This is a genomic window from Pseudomonas sp. SG20056 (assembly GCF_031764535.1).
Classification (GTDB): domain Bacteria; phylum Pseudomonadota; class Gammaproteobacteria; order Pseudomonadales; family Pseudomonadaceae; genus Aquipseudomonas.
This window is the reverse complement of sequence record NZ_CP134499.1, coordinates 2717020-2743016: the sequence shown is the minus strand read 5'-3', so window position 1 is coordinate 2743016 and position 25997 is coordinate 2717020. Positions and strand designations below refer to the sequence as shown.

23 protein-coding genes are annotated in these 25997 nt (G+C 60.8%); 11 read left to right on the top strand and 12 right to left on the bottom strand.

Going from position 1 to position 25997, the window contains the following annotated elements; all coding sequences use genetic code 11:
• Window positions 1–21 precede the first annotated feature (21 nt).
• The 5 genes from RHP75_RS13090 (at window position 22) to RHP75_RS13070 (ending at window position 4634) form a co-directional block, all read left to right on the top strand.
• On the top strand, window positions 22–771 hold the full coding sequence (locus RHP75_RS13090; RefSeq protein ID WP_311088558.1) for a transporter substrate-binding domain-containing protein: 750 nt from the start codon (window positions 22–24) through the stop codon (window positions 769–771).
• 140 nt (window positions 772–911) lie between these two features.
• Window positions 912–2657 (top strand): VWA domain-containing protein, encoded by a 1746-nt coding sequence (locus RHP75_RS13085; protein WP_311088557.1) that lies wholly within the window; start codon window positions 912–914, stop codon window positions 2655–2657.
• Window positions 2654–3235, top strand: coding sequence for an RNA polymerase sigma factor (locus RHP75_RS13080; protein WP_311088556.1), 582 nt, complete (start codon window positions 2654–2656; stop codon window positions 3233–3235). The genes RHP75_RS13085 and RHP75_RS13080 overlap by 4 nt, the downstream gene beginning before the upstream one ends.
• A complete protein-coding gene (locus RHP75_RS13075; protein ID WP_311088555.1) occupies window positions 3232–3990 on the top strand; it encodes a hypothetical protein in 759 nt (252 codons plus the stop codon). Before RHP75_RS13080 ends, RHP75_RS13075 begins: the two co-directional genes overlap by 4 nt.
• A gap of 149 nt (window positions 3991–4139) precedes the next feature.
• Window positions 4140–4634, top strand: coding sequence for a hypothetical protein (locus RHP75_RS13070; protein ID WP_311088554.1), 495 nt, complete (start codon window positions 4140–4142; stop codon window positions 4632–4634).
• 34 nt (window positions 4635–4668) lie between these two features.
• Here the strand turns inward: RHP75_RS13070 and RHP75_RS13065 are convergent, their stop codons facing one another.
• Complete coding sequence (locus RHP75_RS13065; RefSeq protein ID WP_311088553.1) at window positions 4669–6495, bottom strand: long-chain-acyl-CoA synthetase; 1827 nt, start codon at window positions 6493–6495, stop codon at window positions 4669–4671.
• A gap of 180 nt (window positions 6496–6675) precedes the next feature.
• Between RHP75_RS13065 and RHP75_RS13060 the strand changes: the two genes are divergently transcribed.
• The gene (locus RHP75_RS13060) at window positions 6676–7050 is read left to right on the top strand and encodes a VOC family protein (protein ID WP_311088552.1); all 375 of its coding nucleotides are present in this window, start codon (window positions 6676–6678) and stop codon (window positions 7048–7050) included.
• 108 nt (window positions 7051–7158) lie between these two features.
• The gene (locus RHP75_RS13055) at window positions 7159–7929 is read left to right on the top strand and encodes a transporter substrate-binding domain-containing protein (protein WP_311088551.1); all 771 of its coding nucleotides are present in this window, start codon (window positions 7159–7161) and stop codon (window positions 7927–7929) included.
• Here the strand turns inward: RHP75_RS13055 and RHP75_RS13050 are convergent.
• The 9 genes from RHP75_RS13050 to RHP75_RS13010 form a co-directional block, all read right to left on the bottom strand.
• Window positions 7918–8796: a dienelactone hydrolase family protein gene (locus tag RHP75_RS13050; protein ID WP_311088550.1), complete on the bottom strand. Its 879-nt coding sequence runs from the start codon at window positions 8794–8796 to the stop codon at window positions 7918–7920. The two genes, RHP75_RS13055 and RHP75_RS13050, sit on opposite strands and share 12 nt — an antisense overlap.
• A 194-nt stretch (window positions 8797–8990) precedes the next feature.
• A complete protein-coding gene (locus RHP75_RS13045; protein ID WP_311088549.1) occupies window positions 8991–11438 on the bottom strand; it encodes an autotransporter domain-containing protein in 2448 nt (815 codons plus the stop codon).
• Between the two features lie 207 nt (window positions 11439–11645).
• Window positions 11646–12464 (bottom strand): NAD(P)-dependent oxidoreductase, encoded by an 819-nt coding sequence (locus RHP75_RS13040; protein WP_311088548.1) that lies wholly within the window; start codon window positions 12462–12464, stop codon window positions 11646–11648.
• A 35-nt stretch (window positions 12465–12499) separates the two neighbouring features.
• A complete protein-coding gene (locus RHP75_RS13035) occupies window positions 12500–14488 on the bottom strand; it encodes an acetyl/propionyl/methylcrotonyl-CoA carboxylase subunit alpha (protein WP_311088547.1) in 1989 nt (662 codons plus the stop codon).
• 55 nt (window positions 14489–14543) lie between these two features.
• Window positions 14544–15341: an enoyl-CoA hydratase-related protein gene (locus RHP75_RS13030; RefSeq protein ID WP_311088546.1), complete on the bottom strand. Its 798-nt coding sequence runs from the start codon at window positions 15339–15341 to the stop codon at window positions 14544–14546.
• Between the two features lie 149 nt (window positions 15342–15490).
• Window positions 15491–16648 carry a citronellyl-CoA dehydrogenase gene (gene atuD / locus RHP75_RS13025; RefSeq protein ID WP_275961452.1) on the bottom strand — a complete coding sequence of 386 codons (1158 nt, stop codon included), beginning with the start codon at window positions 16646–16648 and terminating at the stop codon, window positions 15491–15493.
• A gap of 18 nt (window positions 16649–16666) precedes the next feature.
• The gene (gene atuC / locus RHP75_RS13020; RefSeq protein WP_311088545.1) at window positions 16667–18283 is read right to left on the bottom strand and encodes a geranyl-CoA carboxylase subunit beta; all 1617 of its coding nucleotides are present in this window, start codon (window positions 18281–18283) and stop codon (window positions 16667–16669) included.
• 4 nt (window positions 18284–18287) lie between these two features.
• A complete protein-coding gene (locus tag RHP75_RS13015) occupies window positions 18288–19157 on the bottom strand; it encodes an SDR family oxidoreductase (RefSeq protein WP_311088544.1) in 870 nt (289 codons plus the stop codon).
• A gap of 2 nt (window positions 19158–19159) precedes the next feature.
• The gene (locus RHP75_RS13010) at window positions 19160–20959 is read right to left on the bottom strand and encodes an acyclic terpene utilization AtuA family protein (protein ID WP_311088543.1); all 1800 of its coding nucleotides are present in this window, start codon (window positions 20957–20959) and stop codon (window positions 19160–19162) included.
• A 242-nt stretch (window positions 20960–21201) separates the two neighbouring features.
• On the opposite strand from RHP75_RS13010, the gene RHP75_RS13005 reads away from it, so the two are divergent.
• From RHP75_RS13005 to RHP75_RS12995, 3 genes are all read left to right on the top strand, one after another.
• Window positions 21202–21825: a TetR/AcrR family transcriptional regulator gene (locus tag RHP75_RS13005; RefSeq protein WP_311088542.1), complete on the top strand. Its 624-nt coding sequence runs from the start codon at window positions 21202–21204 to the stop codon at window positions 21823–21825.
• 145 nt (window positions 21826–21970) lie between these two features.
• Window positions 21971–22720 (top strand): substrate-binding periplasmic protein, encoded by a 750-nt coding sequence (locus RHP75_RS13000; protein WP_409079741.1) that lies wholly within the window; start codon window positions 21971–21973, stop codon window positions 22718–22720.
• Between the two features lie 70 nt (window positions 22721–22790).
• On the top strand, window positions 22791–23612 hold the full coding sequence (locus tag RHP75_RS12995) for a substrate-binding periplasmic protein (RefSeq protein WP_409079650.1): 822 nt from the start codon (window positions 22791–22793) through the stop codon (window positions 23610–23612).
• Here the strand turns inward: RHP75_RS12995 and RHP75_RS12990 are convergent.
• Together RHP75_RS12990 and RHP75_RS12985 are read right to left on the bottom strand one after the other, a co-directional pair.
• Entirely contained in the window at window positions 23563–24321 is a 759-nt protein-coding gene (locus RHP75_RS12990) for a CPBP family intramembrane glutamic endopeptidase (RefSeq protein WP_311088540.1), read from the bottom strand. The genes RHP75_RS12995 and RHP75_RS12990 overlap by 50 nt on opposite strands.
• Window positions 24322–24343: 22 nt before the next feature.
• Window positions 24344–24511, bottom strand: coding sequence for a DUF2897 family protein (locus RHP75_RS12985; protein ID WP_311088539.1), 168 nt, complete (start codon window positions 24509–24511; stop codon window positions 24344–24346).
• Window positions 24512–24692: 181 nt separating this feature from the next.
• Here RHP75_RS12985 and RHP75_RS12980 point away from each other — a divergent pair, with 181 nt between their 5' ends.
• On the top strand, window positions 24693–25997 hold the full coding sequence (locus tag RHP75_RS12980; protein ID WP_311088538.1) for an ATP-binding protein: 1305 nt from the start codon (window positions 24693–24695) through the stop codon (window positions 25995–25997).

Here is a 25997-nt window from a genome sequence, read left to right as displayed (position 1 = left end):
GGAATTAAGGCGGAAAAATTGGTGCGGATAATTGCAGCGTTGCTTTGCCTGCTGCTGGGTAGTCCGGGCGCACGTGGAAGTGACTTTTCTGTGGGGGTTGAGGCGATCGACTTCTACCCGATCTACGACGGCACATCGGCTCATTACCGTGGCTACGGGCGGGATGTATTGGATCATTTCGCCAGTAAATATGGTTACCGCTTCCACTATGTTCACTTGCCGGTGAAGCGCCTGTACCGCAACTTTCTCACTACCAACGAACTGGATTTCAAGTTCCCGGATAATCCGTTGTGGCAGCGTGAAATGCGTAAGGACAAATCGCTTACCTACAGCGAGACCGTCTACCAGGCTGTTGAGGGATTGTTCGTACTACCGGCGAACCGTGACAAATCGCTTGCGCAGCTGGCGACGATTGCCACCGTAAGGGGGGTCGATGCCTGGCCTTACAAAGCCGATATCGCCAACGGTGTTATCGAACTGCAATTCGCCAACACTCAGGACAGCCTGCTGGCACTGGCTCGGCAGGGTCGGGTGGGTGGCATCTTCTACGAAGCCAGTGCGCTCAACTGGCATCAGTACACGCACGATACCCCGGCGGATGACAGGCTTGTGTTGAACGAGCGTTTACCGCATTACCGGCCGCAGTTTTTTCTGTCCACGCGTACGCAGCCGCAGATCATTGCCCAGTTCAACCAGTTTTTGCAGGATGAAGCGGATCTGTTGCAACGGCTAAAGGTCAAGTACGGGCTGCCGGATGTAGAGGCGCCCTAATACCGAGAGCCACCTTTCCCAATATGCTTGCGCTGCGCTCTACAACTGATGGGGCATTTTTAGGAGCGATTAACCCGGCTGCCGACTCCTCTACGTCTACCTGAGCGAATGGTTTATTCGTTTGCTCAGGAGATGTCCCCATGTCTGCTTACCCCGTATTGCTTACCCGTCCTCTGCTTGCCGGTTTTGCCGCTGGTGTATTGATTAGCCTCGGCGCGTGCAGCGCCGCCAACCCTGATGCGCCGGCCACCGAGGCGGGTAGTCCGCAGCTCAGCGATCAGTCTAATCAGCGTGAACGTGCCGAGTTGCATGAGCAGCTGGCCGCTCCGGCTGAGCTACAACGCAAAAGCCAGGTGGCGGGCAGGGCGATGTTGCCCAGCGTGGCCTATGCGCCGATGCCGATGTCTGTGCAGGCCGATGCCTTGCCGCAGGGCTACCGTGACCAGAACCGCGAGCAGTATCAGAAACTGGCAGGCAACCCCGTGCATGCAGTCGCCGAGACGCCGGTATCGACCTTCAGCATCGATGTGGATACCGGCAGCTATGCCAATGTGCGGCGTTTCCTTAATGGCGGGCAGTTGCCGCCGCAGGATGCGGTGCGCCTGGAGGAACTGGTCAACTACTTCCCCTATACCTATCCACTGCCGAGTGGCGATGTGCCGTTCGGCGTGCACACCGAACTGGCGGCCACACCGTGGAACTCGCAAAGCCGCCTGCTGCGTATCGCCATCAAGGCTTCCGACATGCAGGTAGAACAACTGCCGCCGGCCAACCTGGTGTTTCTGGTGGATGTCTCCGGCTCGATGGACCGCCGCGATGGCCTACCCATGGTGCAAAGCACCTTGAAGCTGCTGGTCGAGCAGCTGCGTGCTCAGGATAAGGTATCGCTGGTGGTGTACGCCGGCTCCTCCAGCGTGGTGCTGGAACCAACTGCCGGGAGTGAGAAAGCCAAGATCCGTGCGGCCATTGATCAGCTGACGGCGGGCGGTTCAACGGCGGGCGAGTCGGGCATTCAACTGGCCTATCAGCAGGCGCAGCAGGGCTTTATCGACGGTGGCATCAACCGCATCCTGCTGGCCACCGATGGCGACTTCAACGTCGGCATCAGCGACTTCGAAACCCTCAAGCAACTGGCGGTGGATAAACGCAAGACTGGCGTATCCCTGACCACCCTGGGCTTTGGCACCGACAACTACAACGAGCAGTTGATGGAGCAGCTGGCCGATGCCGGCGACGGCAACTACGCCTATATCGACAACCTGCGCGAGGCACGCAAGGTGCTGGTCGATCAGCTCAGCTCGACCCTGGCGACGGTGGCCAGCGATGTGAAAATCCAGGTTGAGTTCAACCCGGCCGAGGTCAGCGAATATCGGCTGTTGGGTTATGAAAATCGCGCCCTGAAGCGTGAGGATTTCAGCAACGACAAGGTCGATGCCGGCGAAATCGGCGCAGGCCACACGGTCACCGCGCTGTATGAAGTGGTGCCGGTGGGCGGCAAGGGCTGGCTGGAGCCGCTGCGCTATCAGGCCGTGCCGAAAACCAAAGGCAAGGCGGGCGAACTGGCCTGGCTGCGCATTCGCTACAAGGCGCCAGGGCAGAACGTCAGCAAGCTGCTGGAGCAACCGATTCAGGCTGCCGATGTGCCTGTCATCAGCCAGGCTAGCGAAGACCTGCGCTTTGCTGCTGCCGTGGCTGCCTTCGCCCAGCAGCTTAAAGGCGATACCTACACCGGGCGTTTCAGTCTGGCCGACAGCGCCGAGCTGGCGCGCAATGCCAAGGGCGATGACCGCTTCGGTCTGCGCGGCGAGTTTGTACAGCTGGTGGAACTGGCGCAGAGCCTGCAAACTGCGTCGAATCCTTCAACGACCGCACGAGTACAGCAGTGAATCGACCCCTCACGGATGACGACGCCGCCTTGTTGCGGCGTTACCGCCGCGGTGATGCGGCGGCTTTTGCCGAGTTGTATGAGCGTCACCGGCTCGGCCTGTTTCGCTTTCTATTGGGCTTGTGCGGCGACCATGCCTTGGCCGAAGAGGTGTTTCAGGACACCTGGATGAGCCTGATCCGCAGCCAGAGCGAACAGCGCGAGGCGGTGCTGTTCAAGACCTGGCTGTACCAGATCGCGCGCAACCGCTTGATCGACACCTGGCGCAAGCATGGTCGGCACCAGGCGGGGCATGCTGAATATGATGAACAGCAGCATGCCCCGCACGACCCACAGCCGGGGCCTGAGCAGCAGCTCAGCCTGAGCCGTGATCAGCAGCGTTTAGAGGCCGCCCTGGCAGATCTACCGGCGGAGCAGCGCGAAGTATTCCTGTTGCGCGCCCATGGTGATCTGGATCTGGCCGAGATCGCCGAACTGACCCAGATCCCTGCTGAAACAGTGAAAAGCCGTTTGCGCTATGCCCTGCAAAAGTTACGTCGGCTGCTGGCTGACCCGGCCGCCGAGGAGTTGTCCGCATGAACCATGACCAACAGAGGCTCGATGAACAGGAACAGCAGATGCTTGCGCATTTTCGCCAGCACAGCGGCGGCGAGCCCAGTGCGCAGCTGGATGCACAGATTCTCGCGGCGGCCACTGCCGCCGTGCGCAGCGCCGCCGTAGATGAGGCTAAACCTGGCCTGAGTGCGCGCCTGCATAGCTGGCTGTTTGGCGCTGGCGGTCGGCAACGCTGGTCGGTGGCATTGGCCGGAGTCGCCTGCCTGGGAATTGGCGTAAGCCTGACCTGGCGCACGTTCGAGCAGGCGCCGGATGCCTTTGATGCCGTGCCGAGCGGTGCCCCCATGGCGCCGGCTGCAGCGCGGATGGCGCCACAATCTGCGCCGATGCCCGCGCCGCTGGCAGAGTCCGCAGTGATGGCTGATGAGGCAGAGCGCTCACGTGCGGCGCAGCCTGCTCCGGTGATCCAGGGTTACAGCGCCGATGCCGCCAAGGCCGAGAAGAAGCTTTCGGCCGGTGCGTCTAATCAGCTGTTGCGTGAAGAAGTGGCGGCCGATGCATTGCACGACGCCGTGCCTGCCGTGTCAGCCCCTGAACAAGCGGCAGAAGCCGCAGCCAGCCAGGCCGAACAGCTGCTGCACAGCGAGTTGCAACGCTTGCTCAAGCTGCGCCGTGACGGCTGGACGGACGAGGCTGATGCCTTGTTGCTGCAACTGATGCGCGAGCACCCCGAGGTGGATATCGACGCGCAACTGCAACTTTTGCAGGCGCCCGACTGAACCACGCCACAGATCGCCCGGTGGCCAGTGCATGCGCTGCTGCCGGGGACTTTGGCCGTGTGCGGTTACCTGCTGTACAGATTGCAGGGTTGCCAGCGGCCTGGGCAGGGGCGAGCATAGCCGCTTGTGACGCTGCCTTTGTATCTGCCATGACCATTATTCAACGTTGCGCACTGCTGCTGACCCTGTTGTCACTGGCAGCCTGCGAGCAACCCGCCAATCCACCTGCGCCAACCAAAGCACCGGTTGTGCAAACGCAGGCCGATACGTCCACGGGCGCCAAAACGCCACCTGCACCTGTCAGCCCAGCACCCCAGGCAGAGCCGCCTGCAGCGCCCAAACCGGCGAAAAGCCCGCCGCCAGCCAAGCCGGTTGCCGCACCCGTCAAAGCCAAGCCCGTTGCGCCAGCGCCGGAGAAAAGAGCTCCGTTGGAGTTGAGCCTGCACCCTGATGTGTTCGATCCACTGCAACCGCTGGAGCCGCTCAACGACCTGTCGACGCCGTTGTTACCACCGCTGTTTGTCGAAAAAACTGAGCCGGAAAGCCCCTTTCAGCTCAATGGCAAGCTGATCACCAACGAACGTGGTGACGACTATTGGCAATCGGTTGAAGGTGCGCAGCTGCAGTTCGAGTTCAAGCAGTAGCCGGCGACGGCCAACCGTCGCCGGGTATGGCTGATCAGAAGCGGTAGGCCTGCTGGCTGATGGCACTGAACAGGGCGTGATCCAGCGGCGTAAAGCACGATTCGCCGGGGAGGCGCACCCACAGCGGCTCCTGCACCCGCGTCGGGTCGTAGGCGGCCTGCTTGAGGTCGGCCTTCTTGTATTTGAAGGTGCCGGTGGTTTCCACCTCGCCGAGCAGGCGGATAAACAGCGGTGCGGCGTACACCGGCAATTCGGCATCCAGGTGTGCGGCGAGGGCGGTACCGTCCAAGTGCTGACCTTCGCTCAGGCGCAGCGCGGCCATGCCACAGCGGCCATTGGTGCCGGGGATTTCCACGCCATAGACCACCGCATCCTCGACGCCTGGGAAGGCACCAAGGACGTTCTCCACCTCGGTGGTGGAGACGTTTTCGCCTTTCCAGCGGAAGGTATCGCCGAGGCGGTCGACGAATTGCGCATGCTTGCAGCCGATGTCGCGCATCAGGTCGCCGGTGTTGAACCAGGCATCGCCCTTCTTGAACACGTTGCGCAGGATTGCCGCTTCGCTCTTGGCCGGGTCGGTGTAACCGTCGAACGGCCACTTGGCGCTGATCTCGCTGATCAGCAGACCCGCTTCGCCTTTCTTGGCTTTTTCCAGAAAGCCTTTCTTGCCACGTACCGCCTGGTCGTTCTCCAGGTCGTAACGCACGATGGCATAGGTGGCGGGGGAGAAGCCCACGGTATTGTCGAAGTTGAACACGTTGGTAAAACCGATATTGCCTTCGCTGGAGGCATAGAACTCGGTGATCTGCTCGACCCCAAAGCGAGCCTTGAACTCGGCCCAGATCGAGGGGCGCAGGCCGTTGCCGATCATGCAGCGCAGGCTGTTGTTCTTTTCGGCGGCCGTCTCGGGCTGGTTAAGCAGGTAGCGGCACAGCTCGCCGATATAGCCGAAGCAGGTGGCCTGATAGCGCTGCACATCCGCCCAGAAGGCGCTGGCGGAAAACTTGCGCCGTAGGGCGATGGCCGCGCCGCCAGCCAAGGCAGCGCTCCAGCACACGGTGACGGCGTTGTTGTGGTAACAGGGTAGGGTCAGGTAGAGCACATCCTGATTGTTCAGGGTCAGGCCGGAGTGGCCGAAGCCGCCATAGGCCTTGATCCACTTGCCGTGGCTCATGATCGAGGCCTTGGGCAGCCCGGTGGTGCCGGAGGTGTAGATCAGAAAGCAGGGGTCTTTCATCTGCACCTTGGCGCTGTCAGGCGGGTTATCGCTGGCCTGGCTGCGCGCCAGTTGCATCAGGTTGGTCCAGCCAGCCGGTGCCTGGCCGGCATCGCTGAGGCAATCCTGGTCGGCTACCCAGTAATGCGGTGTCTGCGGGTTGTCGAGTTGCTCGGCGACCTCATTGAAGGCAGTGAGCAGTTCTTCGCCGATCAGCATAAAGCCCGGTTTGACCAGATTCAGGCTGTGCGCCAGCACCTTGCCGCGTTGGGTGGTGTTGACCAGGGCTCCGACCGCACCGAGCTTGCTCAGCGCCGCGAGAATCGCCAGCAACTCCAGGCGATTTTCCAGCATCACCGCCACCACACTGCCATGGCGCACGCCTTCGGCCTTGAACGCCCAGGCCAGGCGGTTGGCCCAGGCGTTGAACTGGGCATAACTGAGACTGCGCGACTCATCCAGCAGCGCCGGACGCTGCGGGTGTTGCTGCGCCGCCCGTTCCAGCGCCCAGGCCAGCGACAGGTTCTTTTCACGGTTGCGGATGCCCGCGTAATACAGGCCGCGCAGCATGCGCGGTACACGCGGCAGATGCTGCGGCAAGCGGGTGAGAAAACGCAGCGGGGAAATCAGATCGGTCTGGCTCATGGCTCTCGCGCTTATGGTTGTTATGCGGGGGCGAAGACCAACTCTAGTCGCCTGCCCGTGCGCCTGCCATGGCTGTGGCGCAAGCCGGGCAGGGCAGTTCGGCAAATAACCGCACGGGCCGTTGCCGAGCCACTCGGGCTGTGGCATTACAGGGAGCGCTGAATGCTGAAGGAGCCGGCGATGAACCTGAACCAAGTCACTGTCGCGGTCAGCGATGTGCCGCGCGCGATCCGCTTTTACCAGCTGCTGGGGCTGCAACTGATTGTCGAGAGCCTGCCGGACTATGCGCGCTTCTGCTGCCCGGATGGCCAGGCGAGTTTTTCCCTGAGTCGGGTCGAACAGGTGCCGGCCAGCCAGACCCTGATCTACTTCGAGTGCGCTGAACTGGACCAGACCGTTGCCCGCCTACAGGCTCAGGGCGTCGAGTTCAGCATGCTGCCGACCGACCAACCCTGGCTGTGGCGCGAAGCCTATCTGCAAGACCCGGATGGCAATCCGCTGTGCCTGTATCACGCCGGCGAAAACCGCCTGAATCCGCCTTGGCGGCTGAGCTGAAACGCGTTATTCAGTGATTTTCTCTACCGCCGGTCCGCCACCGAGTATGGCCGGCAGCTAGACTCCCCACAGCGTTCTACTCAACGGGTTCGGCCCTAAGGTTTGTGCATGAGAACACCCTGCCGTGTTTCAGCTGTGTCGCCTGCCTTTATCTTCTTTTTGCTGATCCTGCTGGCCCCATTGGCGAGTGCCGACAGCCTGCGCGTTGGCTACTTCGACCTGCCGCCGCATACGCCGCTGCCAGGGCAGGCCGATACTGAAGGGGCGGCGATTGCCTACTTCGCAAAAATTGCCGAGCGCATGCAACTGGATGCGGTGAGTTACCAACGCTATCCGTTGTCCCGGCTGTTGCAGATGCTGCAACGTGATCAGCTGGATATGGCGCTGATCCTGGCCAAGACCCCGGAGCGTGAAACCATGCTGGTCTACCCGGCACAGCCCTTTGTGGTGGTGCAGCCGCTCTTGCTGGTGGCTCGTGAGCATCCTCTGCAGCGGGTGGAATCGGTCGAGCAACTGCTGCCCTTGCGCTTAGGTGCCTGGCAGGATGGCTACCGCTCGCCCATGCTGCGTGACCCACGCTTGCAACTGCAAACCCTGAGCAGCAGCAACGTATTGAACCAGAGCCTGGAAATGCTCCAGGCCGGGCGCCTGGAAGCGTTCTACTACCCCGATGACTTAGCCGTGCGCTATCAGGTGCAACACCTGAGCATGCAAGACAGCATTCGCCTGCTGCCGCTGCCCAGGGAGCACATGCAGTTGTATTCGGCATTCTCCCGCGCCGCAGCTGGGCGCTACCTGCAACGCTATGAGCGAGCGCAGGCCGAGGTGGCTGCGCAGCAGGGGTATGCGGCGTTTTTTAGTCAGCAGCTATTGCCTTAGCGTGGGTTTAACTGGTCTTTCCTTGGGCTGATCAGGTGCTGACTGGGTGATCATTTGCCACAGCTGTGGCCAATTCTGTACCCAACAGCAATTATGGCCGTAACCCGGCAGCACTTTGACCTCGGCACGATGGTTGGATGGGTAATCGGCAACGAAGGCGTTGACCAACGTAGGCGGTATCACCCGATCCTGTTCACCCACTAGATGGATCTGCTCAACGCTCGCCAAACTCGCGCGAAGCGTGGCCGGGTTAAGCGAGTTATGCAGTGGCGTAACTCGGTGGTGGTCAGTCCAGGCCGCATGGTCAAGATTTCCTGCGACCGTTATCACCCGCGCCACATCCTCACGCCGCGCGGCAAGCAGCAGTGCCAGGGCTCCGCCGCCGGAATAACCGACTAGCACCAGACGCTGTGCGGCGGCCCGTGCTTTCAATTGGTCTGCAGCCAGGTCAAGGCTGTTTACCACCTCTTCGCCGAAGCGAGCGTCAGTCCAATAACGTTTCTGGCAGGGCGATCGTTCTGCCTCCAGATACTGACAGGGTCTCCCCAGGTAGGCGGCATTGCCGCTAGGTTGTGTCAGAGCCAGGCGTAATGCGATGGGGTCGAGTGGCGTTGGGTCGCTTGAGGGGCGGCGAGAGTTGAGCCAGGCAAAACCGTCACCTTCCAGATAGATCGTTAACTCTTCGTGTTGGGTTGGTGTTACATAGGCCTGTAGCCGAAAGATCCCCGCTTGCAGTTGCAGCGACTGCCAATGCTGCTCTTGTGCCAGTGCTGAGGCTTGCTGGCGACGCACTTCAGGGCTGGGCACAGAGGCACATGCTGCGAGCAGTGCTGTGCCGAGCAACAGCAGGAGGTGAATTCGGCGCATATAGGGATGAAATCCTCATCTAACGTGCATCGCGCGCAAAGTCAGATAGGCCGCGCAATAGCCGACTTTCAAGCGGTGGTATGGATTGTCGGGCCATTTCTCTTATCGATATTTCGAGGTAATTGAGTATGCCTGGCTTATAAGCGCAAAGGCCACGACATGGGTCGTGGCCTTTTGCATTCACACGGAGCCCTTTAGAACGCCCAGCGCGCCTTGAGCGAGGCGCCCTGGTTGGTGAAGTCGCTGCGCGCTTCGGCATCGTAGCGCAGGCTGACTTCAGTGCCGCCAGCCAGGGTGTGGGTCAGACCCAGGCCGGCGCGGGCCAGCCAGGGTTCCATATCCATACCCGGGGTTCTGAAAGCCGCGCCCGGCGCACCGGCGTAGGTGGAGGTGATAGCACTGTCTTCGTCGATCACGTCGTAGCCGGCACCAAGATTGGCGCTCATTACGGTGGTTTCACTCAGGCTGTAGTTGAGTTTACCGTCGATGCTAAACAGCAGCTCCTCACTGTCGTTGCTGTCGACATCCAGATTGAGAGCTCCAGCGCCTTTCTCATGATAGGAGTCGGTGCTGATCCAGGTGTAGTCGGCGCGCGCGGAAGGTACGAAGGTCAGCTGTTCGGAAAGGCGCATGTTGTAACCAAGGCCGAGTCCAGCATGTATGTTGTAGCCGTCGTAATCGGTCTTGGCGGTGGCGTCGGCGAAGGGCATATGACGCTTGCCGTCAGTGCGATTTTGGCCAGCATCGAGCTGGAAGTTCAGTTCGGTGTCAGCGCTTAGGGCATAGCTGCCGTAGCCAATCAGCTGGAAGGTATCGATCTGCGCATCCTGAGGAGCAATGCGCGAGTTGTTGTTGAGATCCGTCTGCGCGTAGGCGAAGGCCAGGCCGAGGCGGGTGCTGTCGCTGACGGCGGTATCGGCACCAATGGCCAGGCCTTGGGTGTCGGCGTCGTAGCCGGAGATACCGCTGCGCTCATCCTGTTCGGCCCAGGAGCCGAAGGTCTTGATCCACAAGTTGCCTTCGCTCAACGGCGCATCGCCGGAGGATAGGCCGCTGTTTTCGCCCTGACGCGCCTGAACCACGCGGTTGATGCCTGCAAGGGTACTGCTGGTGGCACTGCTGGCATTGCCGGCGGCGGTAGGCAAAGTGGAGGTGACAGCGTCGGAGACCTCCTGTTCGCTGGTCAGGCCGACGAAATTGGATGCCAGCTCACCATTTGGATCTGCGCTCAGCACATTGTCGAGGACTTGGGCGGCGCCTTGTGCTGGGTTGTTACCAGTGCTGATGACGCTGTCCAGCACGCTGGCAGCTTTGGTTAGGGTCAGGTCGACGGTGTTGCCGTCCTTTACAGCGCCGAAGTTGAACAGCTGCGAATTGTCGCTGACGCTGAAGGTGCCGTCACTGTTGAGGGTCGTGGCACTAAGCACGTTCTGCAGGCTCGTTGCGCTGAAACTGTAGCCGGGGTTGCTGACATCAACGGCGATCTTGGCGTTGCTCGTCAGAGTGGCACTGCCATCGACCACCAGCTTGCCGTAGGAGCTGTCGCTGGCTACGCCGATCTGTAACGTCCCGCTAGCAGCTTGGGTGTAGTCGCCGTAGATGGTACCGGTCACTCCAGCAGCCAGACTAAGGGTGCCTGCGTTACTAAAACCATTGAATGTCGAAAGACCTTCACTCAAAGAAAGACTGCTGCTGGTGCCTGCGCCCATCTTGAGTGTGGCACCACTCTCGATGACGAAACGATCCACGCTAACGGCATTTTCAGTGCTGAAAACTGCACCTGATTTGAGCGTGAGGATGCTGCTTTCAGCCATGACATCGCCCACAAGACGTGCGCTATCACCTGTTATGTTGAGAGCTGAGATACCACTAGGGCTTTGATCTCTAATGGCATATTCCGTGCCGGATATGGTGCCGCTGTTATTGAGTGCGCCGATCGCCCCGCCAACAAGTTCAATGCCGACCAGACTGCCATTAATGGTGCCGCTATTGCTGATCGAACTGATGACTGCATCTGGATCAAGGCCAATACCGACACCATTGATACCTGTGCCGTTAATGGAACCACTGTTTTCGAGTTCACCAAGAGTTGTATCACCTGTCGCAAAGATACCTATTCCGCCTGTGATGGTGCCCGCGTTGCTGATGCTATCGACGGCTAACGTGTATTGGAAAGCATCCAGGGTGATGCCCGCGACGCTGCCCTGAATGAGAGCTCCAGCCAGGTTGTTTACGCTTTCGCCGCTTTCAGTGCCTTCACCGGCGCGTAGCAGAATGGCGGAGCCATCCAGATAATCGCTGCCGCCTGTATTGATGATGCTGCCTGCGTTGTTGATCGTGCCAAAGCTGTCAAAGCTGAACACGGCTGGTTCGCCATTTACGTTAATGCTGCCGCTATTGGTAACACTCAGGCTGCCGTTGGTGGGTAAGCTGCACCGCGCAGTTTCGGCAGTGCTGATGGTTGTACTGGCCCCAGGGCAGGAAAACACAACAGCTTGCGCGCCAGTGGCCAGCAAGCTGAGGCTAACCCCTGCGAGAATTTTCCCGCCGCCACTGAGTTTGCCACGAGCGCTGGCGTGTTCATCGACCACCACAAAGGCATTGCGGACGTGGCTCCATACGATACGGAAGGCTTGATTCATGGTTTCCCCTGAGGTGCCAGGCAAGAGCCAGGCGAGCAATACGACACGTTTTATGTGTGCGATATAGCAGGGGACGGCCATGTCGTTGCTCCCTGCATACGGCGTGTGATGGCATTGTGCCTGATTTAATTCGTACGTGGGTACTAGCTCTGGCTGGCTCTCCACCCCATGTCGTTTGGATTGCGGTACATGGCAGGGGAAGGGCGGCTAGTCGATAAATAGGTCGGTCATCAGTTTGCCGGCCGGATCAAAACGGTACTGCTCGAAGTCGCTCTGGCCCTGCTCACGGAGGATTTCCTCGTCGATCAGCAGGCGCCCGCTGATGCTGCGTTCGCTGCTGGACAGGATGGCGTGGGCGGCATCGGCCATGATCGCCGGCAGGCGTGCGGCCTTCATTACCGCCGGGCCGCCGGCCTCGAACTCGATGGCGGCGGTGGCAATCACCGTCTTCGGCCACAGCGAGTTGACGCTGATGCCGTACTTTTTGAACTCCTCATGCATGCCTAAAGTCAGCATGCTCATGCCGTATTTGGTGGTGGTGTAAGGGCCGTAATTGGCGAACCACTTGGGATCGAGGTTAAGCGGCGGCGACAGGCTGAGAATATGACCCTTGCTCAGCTTCAAGTACGGCAGGGCCGCCTGGCTGCAGACCATCACTGCGCGGGTGTTGATCTGGAACATCAGGTCGAAGCGCTTGGGTTCGAGCTTCTCCACACCGACCAGCTTGATCGCGCCGGCGTTATTGATCAGCGCGTCGATGCCGCCAAAGTGTTCGGCCGCCTGGTCCATGGCGGCTTTTACCGCGTTTTCGTCACGCACATCGACTTGCAGAGCTAGAGCCTTACCGCCGACTTCCTCGACCTCGGCGGCCACCGAGTGGATGGTGCCGGGCAGCTTGGCATGAGGCTCGGCGCTTTTTGCAGCAATCACGATATTGGCCCCCTCACGCGCGGCGCGCAGGGCGATTTCACGACCGATGCCGCGACTGGCACCGGTGATAAACAGGGTTTTGCCTTGCAGTGACATATGGCGTCTCCAATTTTATTTTTATGTAGGGTGGATCAGGCCTCTGCGGCTTCGATTTCCACCAGCAACTGGCGGTTCTTCACCTGATCGCCACGGCTGACGCCAATCCGCCGTACCACGCCGTCGATGCTGGCTTTGAGCGGGTGTTCCATCTTCATCGCTTCCAGCACTACCAGCAGTTGGCCTTTGCTGACGCTGGCGCCTTCTTCCACCAGAACCTCGACAATCGCGCCGTCCATCGGCGCCTTGACGCTGCCCGAGCCGGCGCCGGCAGCGCTGCTGACCGGCAGGTGGGTGATATCAGTTAGCTGCAGATTGCCGTTGTGGCCATACAGCCAGAGGTTTTCGCCAGCCAGGTGATAGGCCAGGCGCTGACGAATGCCGTCCAGCTCCAGGGTGGCCCAGCGGCCGTCGCTGGCCAGCAGTTTGAGGCTGACCTGCTGTTCGCCAATCGTGGCCAGCAGGCTGGGCTGTGGGCCGTCGCCCAGCACTTCCAGCTCCACGGTAAATGCCTGTTCGCCCTGCTTCAGCAGAAAGCGCCAGGGTGCGCTTCCGGCATTACGCCAACCGGCCAGACCGCCCTGATGGGCACGGGCATTGGCCGATTGCTGGAACAGCAGGGCGGCTGCGACGGCCAGTTCGCTGGCTTTGGGCGGCTGCGGGCTTAGGCTTGGGTCGCTGGCGAAATGCTCGGCGATAAACGCTGTGGTGGCATTGCCGGCGGCAAACTCAGGGTGGCTGAGCAGGTTGGCGAGAAAGCGCTGGTTGCCGTTGACGCCCAGCAGTACGCAATCCTCAACCGCGCGCACCAGCTTGCGCCGTGCTTCTTCGCGGGTGGCGCCATAGGCGATGACCTTGGCCAGCATCGGGTCGTAGAACGGCGTGATCGCCTGGCCTTCGACCAGGCCGTGGTCGATGCGAATGCCGTCGCGCAGCGCCGGCTCCCAACGCAGGGCGGTGCCGGTTTGCGGCAGGAAATTCTGCGTGGCGTCTTCAGCGTACAGGCGCACTTCCATGGCGTGGCCGGTGAGGCGAATCTCGTCTTGCTTAAGCGGTAGCGGCTGGCCTTCGGCGACGCGAATCTGCCAGGCCACCAGATCCTGCCCGGTGATCAGTTCGGTGACCGGGTGTTCGACCTGCAGGCGGGTGTTCATTTCCAGAAAGAAGAATTCGCCGCTCTGATCCAGCAGAAACTCCACGGTGCCAGCGCCAACGTAGTTGACCGAGGCCGCCGCTTTTACCGCCGCCTCGCCCATCGCCTGACGCAGCTCGGGCGTCATCACCGGGCAGGGCGCTTCCTCGACCACCTTCTGGTGGCGGCGCTGCACCGAGCAGTCGCGCTCGCCGAGGTAAACGATGCTGCCATGCTGATCGCCGAACACCTGGATTTCCACATGGCGTGGCTGAATTACCGCGCGTTCGAGAATCAGCTCGCCGGAGCCGAAGGCGTTCTGCGCCTCGGACCGCGCGGTGCGGATCTGCGCCAGCAGTTCACTGGATTCGTGCACCAGGCGCATGCCACGGCCACCACCACCGGCGCTGGCCTTGATCATCAGCGGGTAGCCGATACGCTCGGCTTCACGGCTCAGGGTGTCGTCATCCTGGGCTGCGCCCTCAAAACCGGGGATGCACGGCACGCCGGCTTCGAGCATGGCGATCTTCGACAGGCGCTTGCTGCCCATCAGGTGGATGGCTTCCACGGTCGGGCCGATAAACATGATGCCGGCGGCCTCACAGGCGCGGGCGAAGTCGGCGTTTTCCGAGAGAAAGCCGTAGCCAGGGTGGACCGCGTCGGCCCCGGTTTTTTGCGCTGCCTTGATAATGTTGTCGATGACGAGATAGGACTGGTTGACCTGGGCCGAGCCGATGCACACGGCTTCATCGGCTTCCTGCACATGGCGTGCGCCTGCGTCAGCTTCCGAATAGACGGCCACAGTGCGGTAGCCGAGGTCCTGGGCGGTGCGCATCACCCGGCAGGCGATTTCCCCACGGTTGGCGATCAGAATTTTGTTAAAGGCGGGCATCTGTGTGCTCCTGCTGGGGTCGTAAACCTGGTGATCAGGTCATTTGTAGAGGGGCTTATTCAGCAGCCCACTTCGGCGCACGTTTTTGCATAAAGGCCATGGTGCCCTCGACGCCTTCTGCGCCGGTTACCGCTGCAGCAAACTGCTCGGCGGCGCGGTCCAGTAACGGGCCAAGGGCTTCTTGCTCGGCGGCCAGCAACAGCGCCTTGGTCTGGGCATTGGCCTGCGGTGCGCATTGGCGTACCTGGCTAAGTACCTGGTGCAGACGCACATCCACCGCTTCGCTATTGGTTTCGCTGAAATGCACCAAGCCCAGGCGTTCGGCTTCGCTGCCATTGAAGCGGGCGGCAGTCAGGGCCAGACGGCGGGTCTGGGTCAGGCCGATACGCTTGACCACAAAGGGCGCGATCTGTGCGGGCAGAATCCCCAAGGTGGTTTCCGGCAGGCCGAACTTGGCGTCCTGCTGGCAGATGGCGATATCCGATACGCAGGCCAGGCCGAAACCGCCGCCCAGCACTGCGCCTTCGAGCACGGCAATCAGCACCTGTGGCGTGTTCTGCGCTTCTTCCAGCAGGCTGCCGAAGGCGCGGTTAAGGCTGCGGTAGGCATCGCCACCGGCCGCTCGGGCACCGGCCATGTCCTTGATATCGCCACCGGCGCAGAAGTGCCCACCGGCACCGCGCAGGACAATCGCGCGCACGCGAGGGTCTACGCGCAGGCTTTCCAGCACCGCGCGCAATTCGCTGACCATGGCCAGGCTCATGGCATTGCGGCTGTCCGGGCGATTAAGGGTGATATGCAGCACGCCGGCGTCGAGGCTCAGCAGCAGGGTTTCGCAGTTCGGTAGAGACATTTCATCGTTCCGTTGAAGTAGGGCGGGTGCAACCCGCGTTGTCATCAGCGCGGGTTGCACCCGCCCTACGGATCAGCCTTCTTATGGCCTGCCATCCCTGGCGGCCATCCTTCGGGCCGTCGCTATGCGACGTTAAAAATAGCTCCCGGCTATTTTTTCTTGCCAGGCAGAATGCCCATCAGCTTGCAGATAATGCCCAGCATGATTTCGTCGGCACCGCCGCCGATGCTGACCAGGCGCACATCGCGGTAGGCTCGGGCCACCGGGTTTTCCCACATGTAGCCCATACCGCCCCAATACTGCAGGCAACTGTCGGTGACTTCACGGCCGAGGCGACCGGCCTTGAGCTTGGCCATCGAGGCCAGGTTGGTAACGTCGCGGCCGCGTACGTACTGCTCGGTGGCCTGGTAGACCAGGGCGCGCAGGCATTCGACTTCGGTCTGCAACTCGGCCATGCGGAAGTGGATCACCTGGTTGTCGATCAACGCATTGCCGAAGGTTTTGCGCTCTTTGCAGTAGTCGATGGTGGCGTTGATGCAGTGCTCCAGGCCCTTGATCATGTTGGCCGCACCGAACAGACGCTCTTCCTGGAACTGCAGCATCTGCATCATAAACCCGGCGCCTTCGTGGCCGATGCGGTAGCGCTGCGGCACGCGCACGTTGTCGAAGAACACCTGAGCGGTCTCCGAGCTGCGCATGCCGAGTTTGTCCAGGTGCGGGCTGACCGAAATGCCCGGGGTGTTCATCGGCACCATGATCAGCGACTTGTTGACGTGAGGTTTGTCGTCCGAGGTATTGGCCAGCAGGCAGATAAAGTCAGCCGACGGCGAGTTGGTGATCCACATCTTGCTACCGTTGATCACATAGTCGCTGCCGTCTTTCTTGGCGGTGGTTTTCAGCCCGGCCACATCGGAGCCGGCGCCGACTTCGGAGACGCCGATACAGCCGACCATCTCGCCGGTAATTGCCGGCTTGAGGAACTCTTCGCGCAGTTCATCGGAGCCAAAGCGCGCCAGAGCAGGGGTGCACATATCGGTCTGCACGCCGATGGACATTGGGATGCCGCCGCAGATGATGGTGCCGAACTCCTCGGCCGCGACGATCGAGTAGCTGTAGTCCAGGCCCATACCGCCGAATTTCTCCGGCTTGGAGATGCCCAGCAGGCCCAGATCGCCGGCTTTCTTGAAAATATCGTGGATCGGGAAGCGGCCGTCCTTTTCCCATTGTTCGACGTGCGGGTTGATTTCCTTGTCGACAAAGTTACGGACCGTGCGGCGCAGCTCTTCGTGTTCTTGGGTAAAGATCATTTTTTATTCTCCGAAGGGTTACAGGCGGGCTACGCCGAAAGTGGTGGTTTTAAGCGGTCGAGCAGCAGCTTCGGCGCAGATATCCAGCAGGTAGCCGAGCAGCTTGCGTGTATCGCGTGGGTCGATCAGACCGTCGTCCCACAGGCTGGCGGTGCCATAGAGCGCGGTGGACTGGCTGTCGAGTTTCTGCGCGGTGACGGTTTCCAGCATGTCGAGCATTTTCGGGTCGGCTTCCTTGCCTTCCTTGAGGTGTTTTTCCTCGGTGACGATGCGCAGCACCTTGCCGGCCTGGGCGCCGCCCATCACGGCGGTTTTGCTGTTGGGCCAGGCGAAGATAAAACGCGGATCGAGGCCACGGCCGCACATGGCGTAGTTGCCGGCCCCATACGAGCCGCCGACGACGATGGTCAGTTTCGGCACGGTGGCGTTGGCCACGGCCTGAATCATCTTCGAGCCGTGCTTGATCACGCCGAGCTGTTCCGACTCGGTGCCGACCATAAAGCCGGTGGTGTTGTGGAAGAACAGAATCGGCGTGTTGCTCTGTTCGCACAGTTGGATAAATTGCGCCGCCTTGGCCGCACCTTGCGGAGTGATCGGGCCGTTATTGCCGATAAAGCCGCAGGGCTGCCCTTCGATCTGCAAGTGGCCGCAGACGGTCTGGTTGTCGAATTCGTTCTTGAAATCGAGAAAGGCCGAGCCGTCGGCGATGCGGGCAATGATCTCGCGCACGTCATAGGGCTTCTTGGCGTCTGCCGGCACCAGGCCGAGCAGTTCTTCAGCCGGGTACAGCGGCTCGCTATAGACCTTGGCCGGGCGTGCCGGCAGTTGGGCATTCCACGGCAGCATGGCGAGGATTTCGCGGGCGATGCGTACGCCGTCGGCGTCATTTTCCGCGAGGTACTCGGCGGTGCCGGCGACCTGGGCGTGCATCTCGGCGCCGCCCAGTTGCTCATCAGTGGCGATTTCGCCGGTGGCGGCTTTCAGCAGCGGCGGGCCGGCGAGGAACATCTTGGCCTTGCCGCGTACCACCACCACATAATCCGACAGCCCTGGCTGATAGGCCCCGCCAGCGGTGCTGGAGCCGTGCACCACGGTGATCTGTGGCAAACCCATGGCCGACATGCGCGCCTGGTTGGCAAAGCCGCGTGCGCCTTCGACGAATATGTCGGCCGCGTAGTTGAGGTTGGCACCGCCGCTTTCGGTCAGGGCCACCACCGGCAGTTTGTTCTCGAAGGCGATCTGCTGCAGGCGCAGGGTTTTCTTCAGCCCGGTGGGGGAGATGGTGCCGCCCTTGATCGCGCTGTTGCTGGCAGTGACCAGGCAACGCACCCCGGCGATATAGCCGATACCGGAAATAATCCCGCCGCCGGCCTGGGTGCCGTCTTTGTCGTCATGCAGCTTGTAGCCGGCCAGCGACGAGAGTTCGAGAAACGGCGCGCCGGGGTCGAGCAGCAGATTCAGGCGCTCACGCGGCAGCAACTGGCCACGTTTTTCAAATTTGGCTTTGGCCTCGGCAGCCTTGTTTAGGCAGTTCTGTTCGATCTGGCGAAAGCTGTCGACGGCAGTGAGCATGGCTTCGCGGTTCTTGGCGAACTCCTCGCCATGCACGTCAATTTCGGAGTGGATAACCGGCATGGCGTTACTCCTCGCCCTTGAGTACGTCAGGCACGTAGGCCCGGTGGAAGCCGTTATAGGTTTCGCTGTTCTTCGCCTTGCCCAGTGTCCAGGCACGGGTGCCCTGGCTCGCTGCACCGTCGATGCGGATGGTGTTGCCGCTGATAAAGTTGGCACCCGGCGTAAGCAGGAAGACGATGGCCGCGGCCACTTCCGATTCACTGCCAATGCGTTGCAGCGGCACATGGTCCTTGAGCGAGCGGATCATGTTCTTCATCGATTCGGGGTAGGTGTCCATGCCGCTGGAGGCGATCCAGCCTGGTGCCACGGCGTTAACCCGCACCCCGGCGTGGCCCCATTCGTAGGCGGCGGTCTTGGTGAAGTTCTCCATACCGGCACGTGCGGCACCCGAGTGGCCCATGCCCGGCATGCCGCCCCACATATCGGCGAGCATGTTGACGATGCTGCCGCCATTCTTGCTCATGCTCTGCAGGAAGACTTCCTTGGCGATCAGAAAACCGCCGACCAGGTTGGTGCGCACTACGGTTTCGAAACCTTTCTGGTTGATGCCGATCAGTGGCGCGGGGAACTGACCACCGGCGTTGTTGACCAGGTGATGGATCTGCCCGCGCTCGGCGACCACGGTTTTGACCATGGCCTTGACCGCCTCTTCATCACGGATATCGCAGACCTGAAAGCTGGCACTGCCGCCGTCTTCACTGATCTCGCCGCAGGTGGCTTCGAGTTTTTCCAGCTTGCGTCCGACCAGCACCACATGGGCGCCGAGGTTCGCCAGGTCATGGGCGGTGCAACGGCCGATACCGCTGCCGCCGCCGGTGACCATGATGGTCTGGCCGTTAAACAGGCCGGGTTTAAACACCGAGTCGTAGCGCATTGTTATTGTCCTTGTTCGAGGCTAGCGGCCAGCGCCTTGGGCACCGGTATCGGGAATTCCAGCAACTGTTGGGCGAAAGCCTTGCCTTGCGGGTCGATACGCAGGGAGGCGACGCCGCCGCCGCCCAGGGCGTTTTCCAGCAAAAAATTCAGGCTGTGGCTGCCCGGCAGATACCAGCGGCTAACCTTGCCGGTTTGCGAGTCGAGCGTGTGCTGCATCCATTCGGCCACGGCACCCTCGTTCAGCGCAGCGGCGATCCAAGCCAAGTACTCGGGCTTTCTGGCCATCACACCAATATTGCTGTGGTTGCCCTTGTCGCCAGAGCGCGCTACGGCCAACTTGATCAGCGGTACGCAGGCGTCGGCCTGGCCGCTTGGTAGCGGGGCGGCGCTGTCAGCGGCAATCTGCGCGCTGTCCAGCACCGCAATCTGCGGCAGTGCGACCGGTGTGCGTTCGCCGTTCAGTTCCACTTCCATGGCACAGGCGCCTTTGTCAGCGAGAAAGCTGAATAGGCGGATTACCGGGTAAACCGTAGGGCGACCACCGACTATGCCGGTCAGACCCGGTGCCATGCCGGTGGCCGCCTGGGCAATTTCGCGTGAGAACAGGATCAGCGCTTCTTTCTTGGCATGGCGCACGGCGATCTTGATCACGATCTCGCGGGTGTCGGTGCGCTGGCCACGCGGGCCGTAGGTGGCCTCGGAACCGAGCAGTTCGATGCTGACTTCCTTGTAAGGCCCCCAGCCGCGCTCGGCGAACATTTCTTCGGTCTTGCGGATGATCGCCTGGCTGACGCGCTGGGCTTTCTTCACCGCATCGATGCCAGCCATCAGGCAGCTGGCGGTGCAGCGAAAACCGTCCGGGTAGGTGGCGCTGACTTTGTATTGATCAGTCGGCGGCAGGCCGCGCGCGCCTTTCAGCTCCACGCGGTTATTGCCGACCTGGCTCAGTTGCACCTGGGTGAAGTCGCAAAGCACATCGGGCAGGTAATAGGCCCGCGGATCGCCGATTTCATAGAGCATCTGCTCGCCCACGGTAAAAGGCGTGACCAAGCCGCCGGAACCTTCCGGCTTGGTCACGACAAAGCTGCCATCGGCCGCCACTTCCACCACCGGGAAGCCGATATGTTCGTAGTCCGGCACGCTTTCCCAGTCGGTGAAGTTGCCACCGGTGCACTGCGCGCCGCACTCGATGATATGCCCGGCCAGTGCGGCCTGGGCCAGCTGGTCGTAGTCGCTCCAGTTCCAACCGAATTCATGCACCAGCGCGGCGCTGACCACGGCGCTGTCGACTACGCGACCGGTGATGACGATATCCGCACCGAGCTTCAGGGCTTCGACGATGCCCGGTGCGCCAAGGTAGGCGTTGACCGAGACGCAGAAGGGCGGCAGTGGTGCGCCGCTAAACATTTCTACGGTGCCAGCCTTGGCCAGTTCAGCAAGTTTGGGTTGCAGGTTGTCGCCATGCAGTACGGCAATCTTCAGGTTGGCCCCGGCTTGCTCACAGGCAGCGGCCAGGGCAGCAGCGCAGGCGCTCGGATTGACGCCGCCGGCGTTGCTGATTACGCGGATGTTCTTGGCGGCGATAGTGCCCAGCAGCGGCGCCAGGGTTTCCACAAAGTCGGTGGCGTAGCCGGCGTCCGGCTTCTTCATCCGTGCTCCAGCCATGATCGACATGGTCACTTCGGCCAGGTAGTCGAAGACCAGGTAATCCAGTTCGGTGCCCTGTACCAGCTGGGCGGCGGCGGTGCTGGTATCGCCCCAGAATGCGGAAGCGCAGCCGATGCGTACGGTTTTAGTCATTGGAATAGGTCCGCAACACATGAATAAGGTGATTCGAAGGCTACCAAGCAAGCGCTTGGTTGAAAAGCCCCGCGGCGAATCTTTCTAACCGAAAGTGTGGCCAAGCGCTTGCTTGGGTGGCTGGTGCAGCATAAATTTCACTAATAACGACAAGCACTTGGGTAAACCAGCTGAGAACCAGCGTGCAATTGCAGGCTGGGCCGCTTGGCCCGAGGCATAAAGAGAGTTGGAGAGTACTTAGCGTGGATGATCAACAAGCGCAGGCGGTGATGCAGCAACTGGTGGCCAGCGGGCAGATCACCGACCCGGACAGTGCACGCGGCAAGCTGCTGCAAACCGCAGCACACCTGTTCCGCAGCAAGGGCTACGAGCGCACCACAGTACGGGATCTGGCCAGCGCTGTGGGCATCCAGTCCGGCAGCATCTTTCATCACTTCAAGAGCAAGGACGAGATCCTGCGTTCGGTGATGGAGGAAACCATCCGCTACAACACTGCCTTGATGCAGGCATCGCTGGCCGAAGCGACGGATCTGCGCGGCCGCGTGCTGGCGCTGATTCGCTGTGAGCTGCAATCGATCATGGGTGGCACCGGTGAGGCCATGGCCGTGTTGGTGTATGAATGGCGCTCGCTCTCGGAGCAGGGCCAGGCGTTTATTCTCGATTTGCGCGATACCTACGAGCAGCTTTGGTTACAGGTGCTGGACGAGGCGAAGGCAGCCGGTTACTTCAAGGCAGACCCGTTTATCCTGCGTCGCCTGCTGACCGGCGCGCTGAGTTGGACCACAACCTGGTTCCGTCCAGAAGGCCCCATGACCCTTGATCAACTGGCTGAAGAGGCCCTGTCGCTGGTACTAAAGGACGCTTAAGGAAATTCAGCTACGCTACATGGCCTATTGATAGTATTTTGGCGCCAAAGGATTGCGAGCATTTCAGGTTACGGAAGATGTCGCTGCGTTTTGCTCTGAGGTTCGCTGCTTGGCCACGCTGTTACGAGGTTTGCTGCTCGGGTTGATGCTTTCTGCGGTATGCATTGCGCAGGCTGCGGAAGAAGTGCGAGTGGGGGCCTATCATTTCCCGCCCTATGTGATTAAACCGGAAAGTGAGCGCCCTGGTGGCCTGTTACCGGAGTTGTTGCAGGCGCTCAACCAATTGCAAAGCGACTACCGTTTTACCCTGGTTGCAACCTCGACCATGCGGCGCTATCGCGATCTGCAAAGCGGACGTTTCGACCTGATCCTGTTTGAGTCTCCGGCCTGGGGCTGGCAGAACACTGCGCATACCGCGCTGGATCTGCATATCGAAGATGCCGAAGTCTATGTTGCTCGTCTGCAACCCGGCCGTGATGAGCATTATTTTGACGAGTTCAAGGGCAAGCGGATGGCCCTGTACAGCGGCTATCACTACGGGTTCGCCGGGTTCAACCCAGATAAACAGTTTCTTACTGATGCATTTAGCGCGGTGCTGACTTACTCCCACGACAGCAACCTGATAATGCTGCTGCGCGGTCGTGCCGATGTGGCGGTGGTCACGCGTTCATATCTGCGTGCCTATCAGCAGCGTTACCCGGAGCAGAGCAGTGCCTTGCTGGTGTCTCAGCGGGTTGACCAGGTTTACCAGCATCAGGCGTTGTTCCGACCGGAGTCGACGATGCAGCCGCCAGCTTTTGCCAAGCTGCTTAAACAACTTAATCGCGATAAACAGCTGGATAAACTGTTGAGACGCTATCACCTGCGTGACGCATCGATGCTGATAAATGACTGAAAATGCTCTGTTCGGTCAGATTTGCCTAGGGTAGGCTGCAGTATCCGAAAAATAGGGAAGTTGGCGTCAAATGGGGTTCTTCAAGCACGCGGTAAGTAAGTTCTTCGGCATGGGCTTGGCGTTGCTGCTGGCCGGGCCGCTTATGGCTGCACAGGATGTGCGTGTCGCCGCTGTGTATTTCCCGCCTTACGTGTTCAAAGCTGAACAGAGCCAGGCCACCGGTTTGCTTGATGAGCTGCTGGCGGCGCTTAACCAGGTCCAAACGGATTATCGCTTTGTGATGGTGCCAACCTCGGTCAAGCGTCGCTTTCGTGACTTCGAGCAACAGCGTATTGACCTGGCGATTTTCGAGAACCCCGGTTGGGGCTGGCAGGACGTTCCGCATATAGCCCTGGATATGGGGCTCGAAGACTCCGAAGTGTTTGTCGCGCGCGTTGAACCAGGCCGCGATCAGGGGTATTTCGATTCGCTCGACGGCAAGCGTCTGGCGCTCTACCACGGCTATCACTATGCCTTTGCCGATTTCAATGCCGAGCCGAAACACCTGAGCAAGAACTTTAACGCTACCCTGACCCATTCCCACGAAAGCAACCTGCTGATGGTGCTGCACCAGCGAGCGGAAATTGCCCTGGTAACGCGCTCGTATATTGGCGACTTCCTTGAGCGCAACCGGCAATACGCCGGGCAGTTACTGATTTCCGAGCGCACTGATCAGCGCTACCGGCACCACGTGCTGTTACGTCCGCAAGCGCCAATTACGCCTGAGCAGTTTATGGCGTTCTATGAAGTACTGCGGAATAACGGTCAGCTGGAAAAAATTTTCAGCCGCTATCAGGTCGCCGTCATCCCACGCGTAACGGATAGCTCAATAGCAGCAGATGTAGCAAATTAACCGCACCATGCAGAGCGATGGCCAGGCTGATCCGCCCGCTGAAGTGGAAGATCAGCCCATAGCCCAGGCCAGCAATTCCGGCGACCACGGCAAATAATGGGCTGAAGGGCAGATGCACGACAGCGAACAGCAGCGTCGTCAGGCCAACTCCCGTAGCGGCACCGAGCCAGCTGACCAGTCGGCTCTGCAGCAAACCACGAAACAGCAATTCTTCGGCCAGCACGGCCACTCCCAGGTTGACCGCCAACCACAACCAGAGCCCGTCAGGCCATTTCGGCTGCCAGCCGACCAAACCCAGTGCCAATGCCAGCAGCGGTACACCGAGCAACGTCAGTGCGGTGGTGAGCCAGACGTTTTTGGACAGTGGTTTGCTCGGCATCTTCTGCCCCAGCCACCAGGCCAGCAGCGTGACACCGACCAGCAGCTTGTCCCAGGACAGGCGCAGTGCGTATGGCGCGGCATCGACGCTGAGTTGGCGTGGCGACCATAACGGTGTGGCGCTAAAGCCTGGAACGAGGTGTGCGGCAAAGGCAATGCAGGCCAGCAGGCTTAGTCCAGTCCATAGCGCACTGGGCAGGTATTTGTCGGCAAACAGCAGTAATGCGCACAGGACAGCGCCGGCGGCCAGTCCCGTCAGCTGGATATAACCGAGGGCATACCCACTGGCCAGGCACAGGGCGGGCAGCAGCAGGCGCAGATGCAATGGCATGGTACATCCTTGTGTGTTGCGGTTAAGGCTCGCGGGCATCCTTGGCTTCTTGCTCAAGCTGGCGTTGGCGGATCTTGGCCAGCTGTTCTTCGCTCAGCGGCAGCGGTTTTGCCGTGCGCAGCAGCACCATCAGGCCGCCAATGATGGAGCCCAGCACCAGAAGCATCAGCAGCCAGATATACCAGGTCATAACACCATCCTTGCAGAGTTGAGCGGCCACCATAGCGCGCGGCGGCCGGCAATTAAACGATAAGCGCGTACCGATGGGGTAACCCAGCGCTTTGGCTAGGGAAATGAGTGTGACGACTGTCACACGGCAGCAACTTGGCGCTGGTTGAATGGCGGCTTTCCAACGCACAGGGAGTCTGCCCATGACCACTGCCAGCGCGCTCACGCGCTTGCTCAAGCCGGTTACGCCGTTGGCGGCGGACATGAGCATCGCCGATGTGGCTGATCGTCTGCTGACGCCGGAGCTCAAAGCTTTTCTCTCGCTGCCAATTGTCGATAGCGCCGGCCGGCCGCTGGGCCTGGTCAGTCGCACCACCTTGCAGGACATCTTTATGCAGCGCTTCGGTCGCGATTTGCGCGGCCGTCACGCGGTGCAGGAGGTGATGAATGCGGCACCGCTGGTAGTCAGCCTCGACACTAGCCTGGAGGACGCCGCCAAGCAGATCACCGGGCAGCTGCAATACCCGATTACCGAAGACTTTATCCTGGTCGACGCCCAGGGCCTGTATCGCGGCCTGGGCACCGTGCTCGATCTGCTCAAGGCCATGGAGGCGCGTATTGCCCAGCGCAATCTGGTGCTGCGCAAGGCCCTGGTGGAGCTCAAGGAATCGCAGACCCAACTGGTGCAGTCAGAAAAGATGGCATCCCTGGGGCAGATGGTCGCTGGTGTCGCTCACGAGCTGAATACCCCGCTGGGTTATGTGAAAAACAACGTGCAGCTGCTGCGCGAACTCAGTGCGCCGTTGTTTGAGCTGGCCGAGGCGCAGGCTGCTTTGGGCGATTGCCTGAACGATCCGACCTGTGATGAGGCGCGCCTGGCCATGGCCCTGGAGGCTGCCGCCGAAGCTCGTGCCAAGGCTGCGCCGGAACTGTTGGTGGAGGACTTTACCCAGCTGTTCAGCGACACCCTGTATGGCCTGGAGCAGATTGCCGAACTGGTGGTCGGGCTGAAGGATTTCGCCCGCCTGGACCGCGCCATGAGCGAGGAGGTCGATCTCAATGAGTGTATCCGCAGCGCCCTGGTGATTGCCCGCAACGGCATCAAGGACAAGGCCGAAACCATCCTGCAGCTCGGCGAGTTGCCGCGCATTCCCTGTGCGCCGTCGCAGATCAACCAGGTGCTGCTCAACCTGCTCAACAACGCCGCCCAGGCCATCGACGGCTTCGGTCAGATCCTGGTGAAAACCTGGGCCGACGACAGTGCCGTGTGCATTTCCGTGCAGGATTCCGGGCGTGGCATGCCACCTGAAGTGCTGGCGCGCATCTTCGATCCGTTCTTTACCACCAAACCGGTGGGCCAGGGCACCGGGCTGGGGCTATCGATCAGCTACAAGATCATCCAGGACCACGGCGGGCAGATCCGCGCAGCGTCCGAGCCTGGGCGCGGTACGCGCTTTCTGATCCGCCTGCCGCGCCCGCAGGCGCTGCCACTACAACGGAGTGCCTGA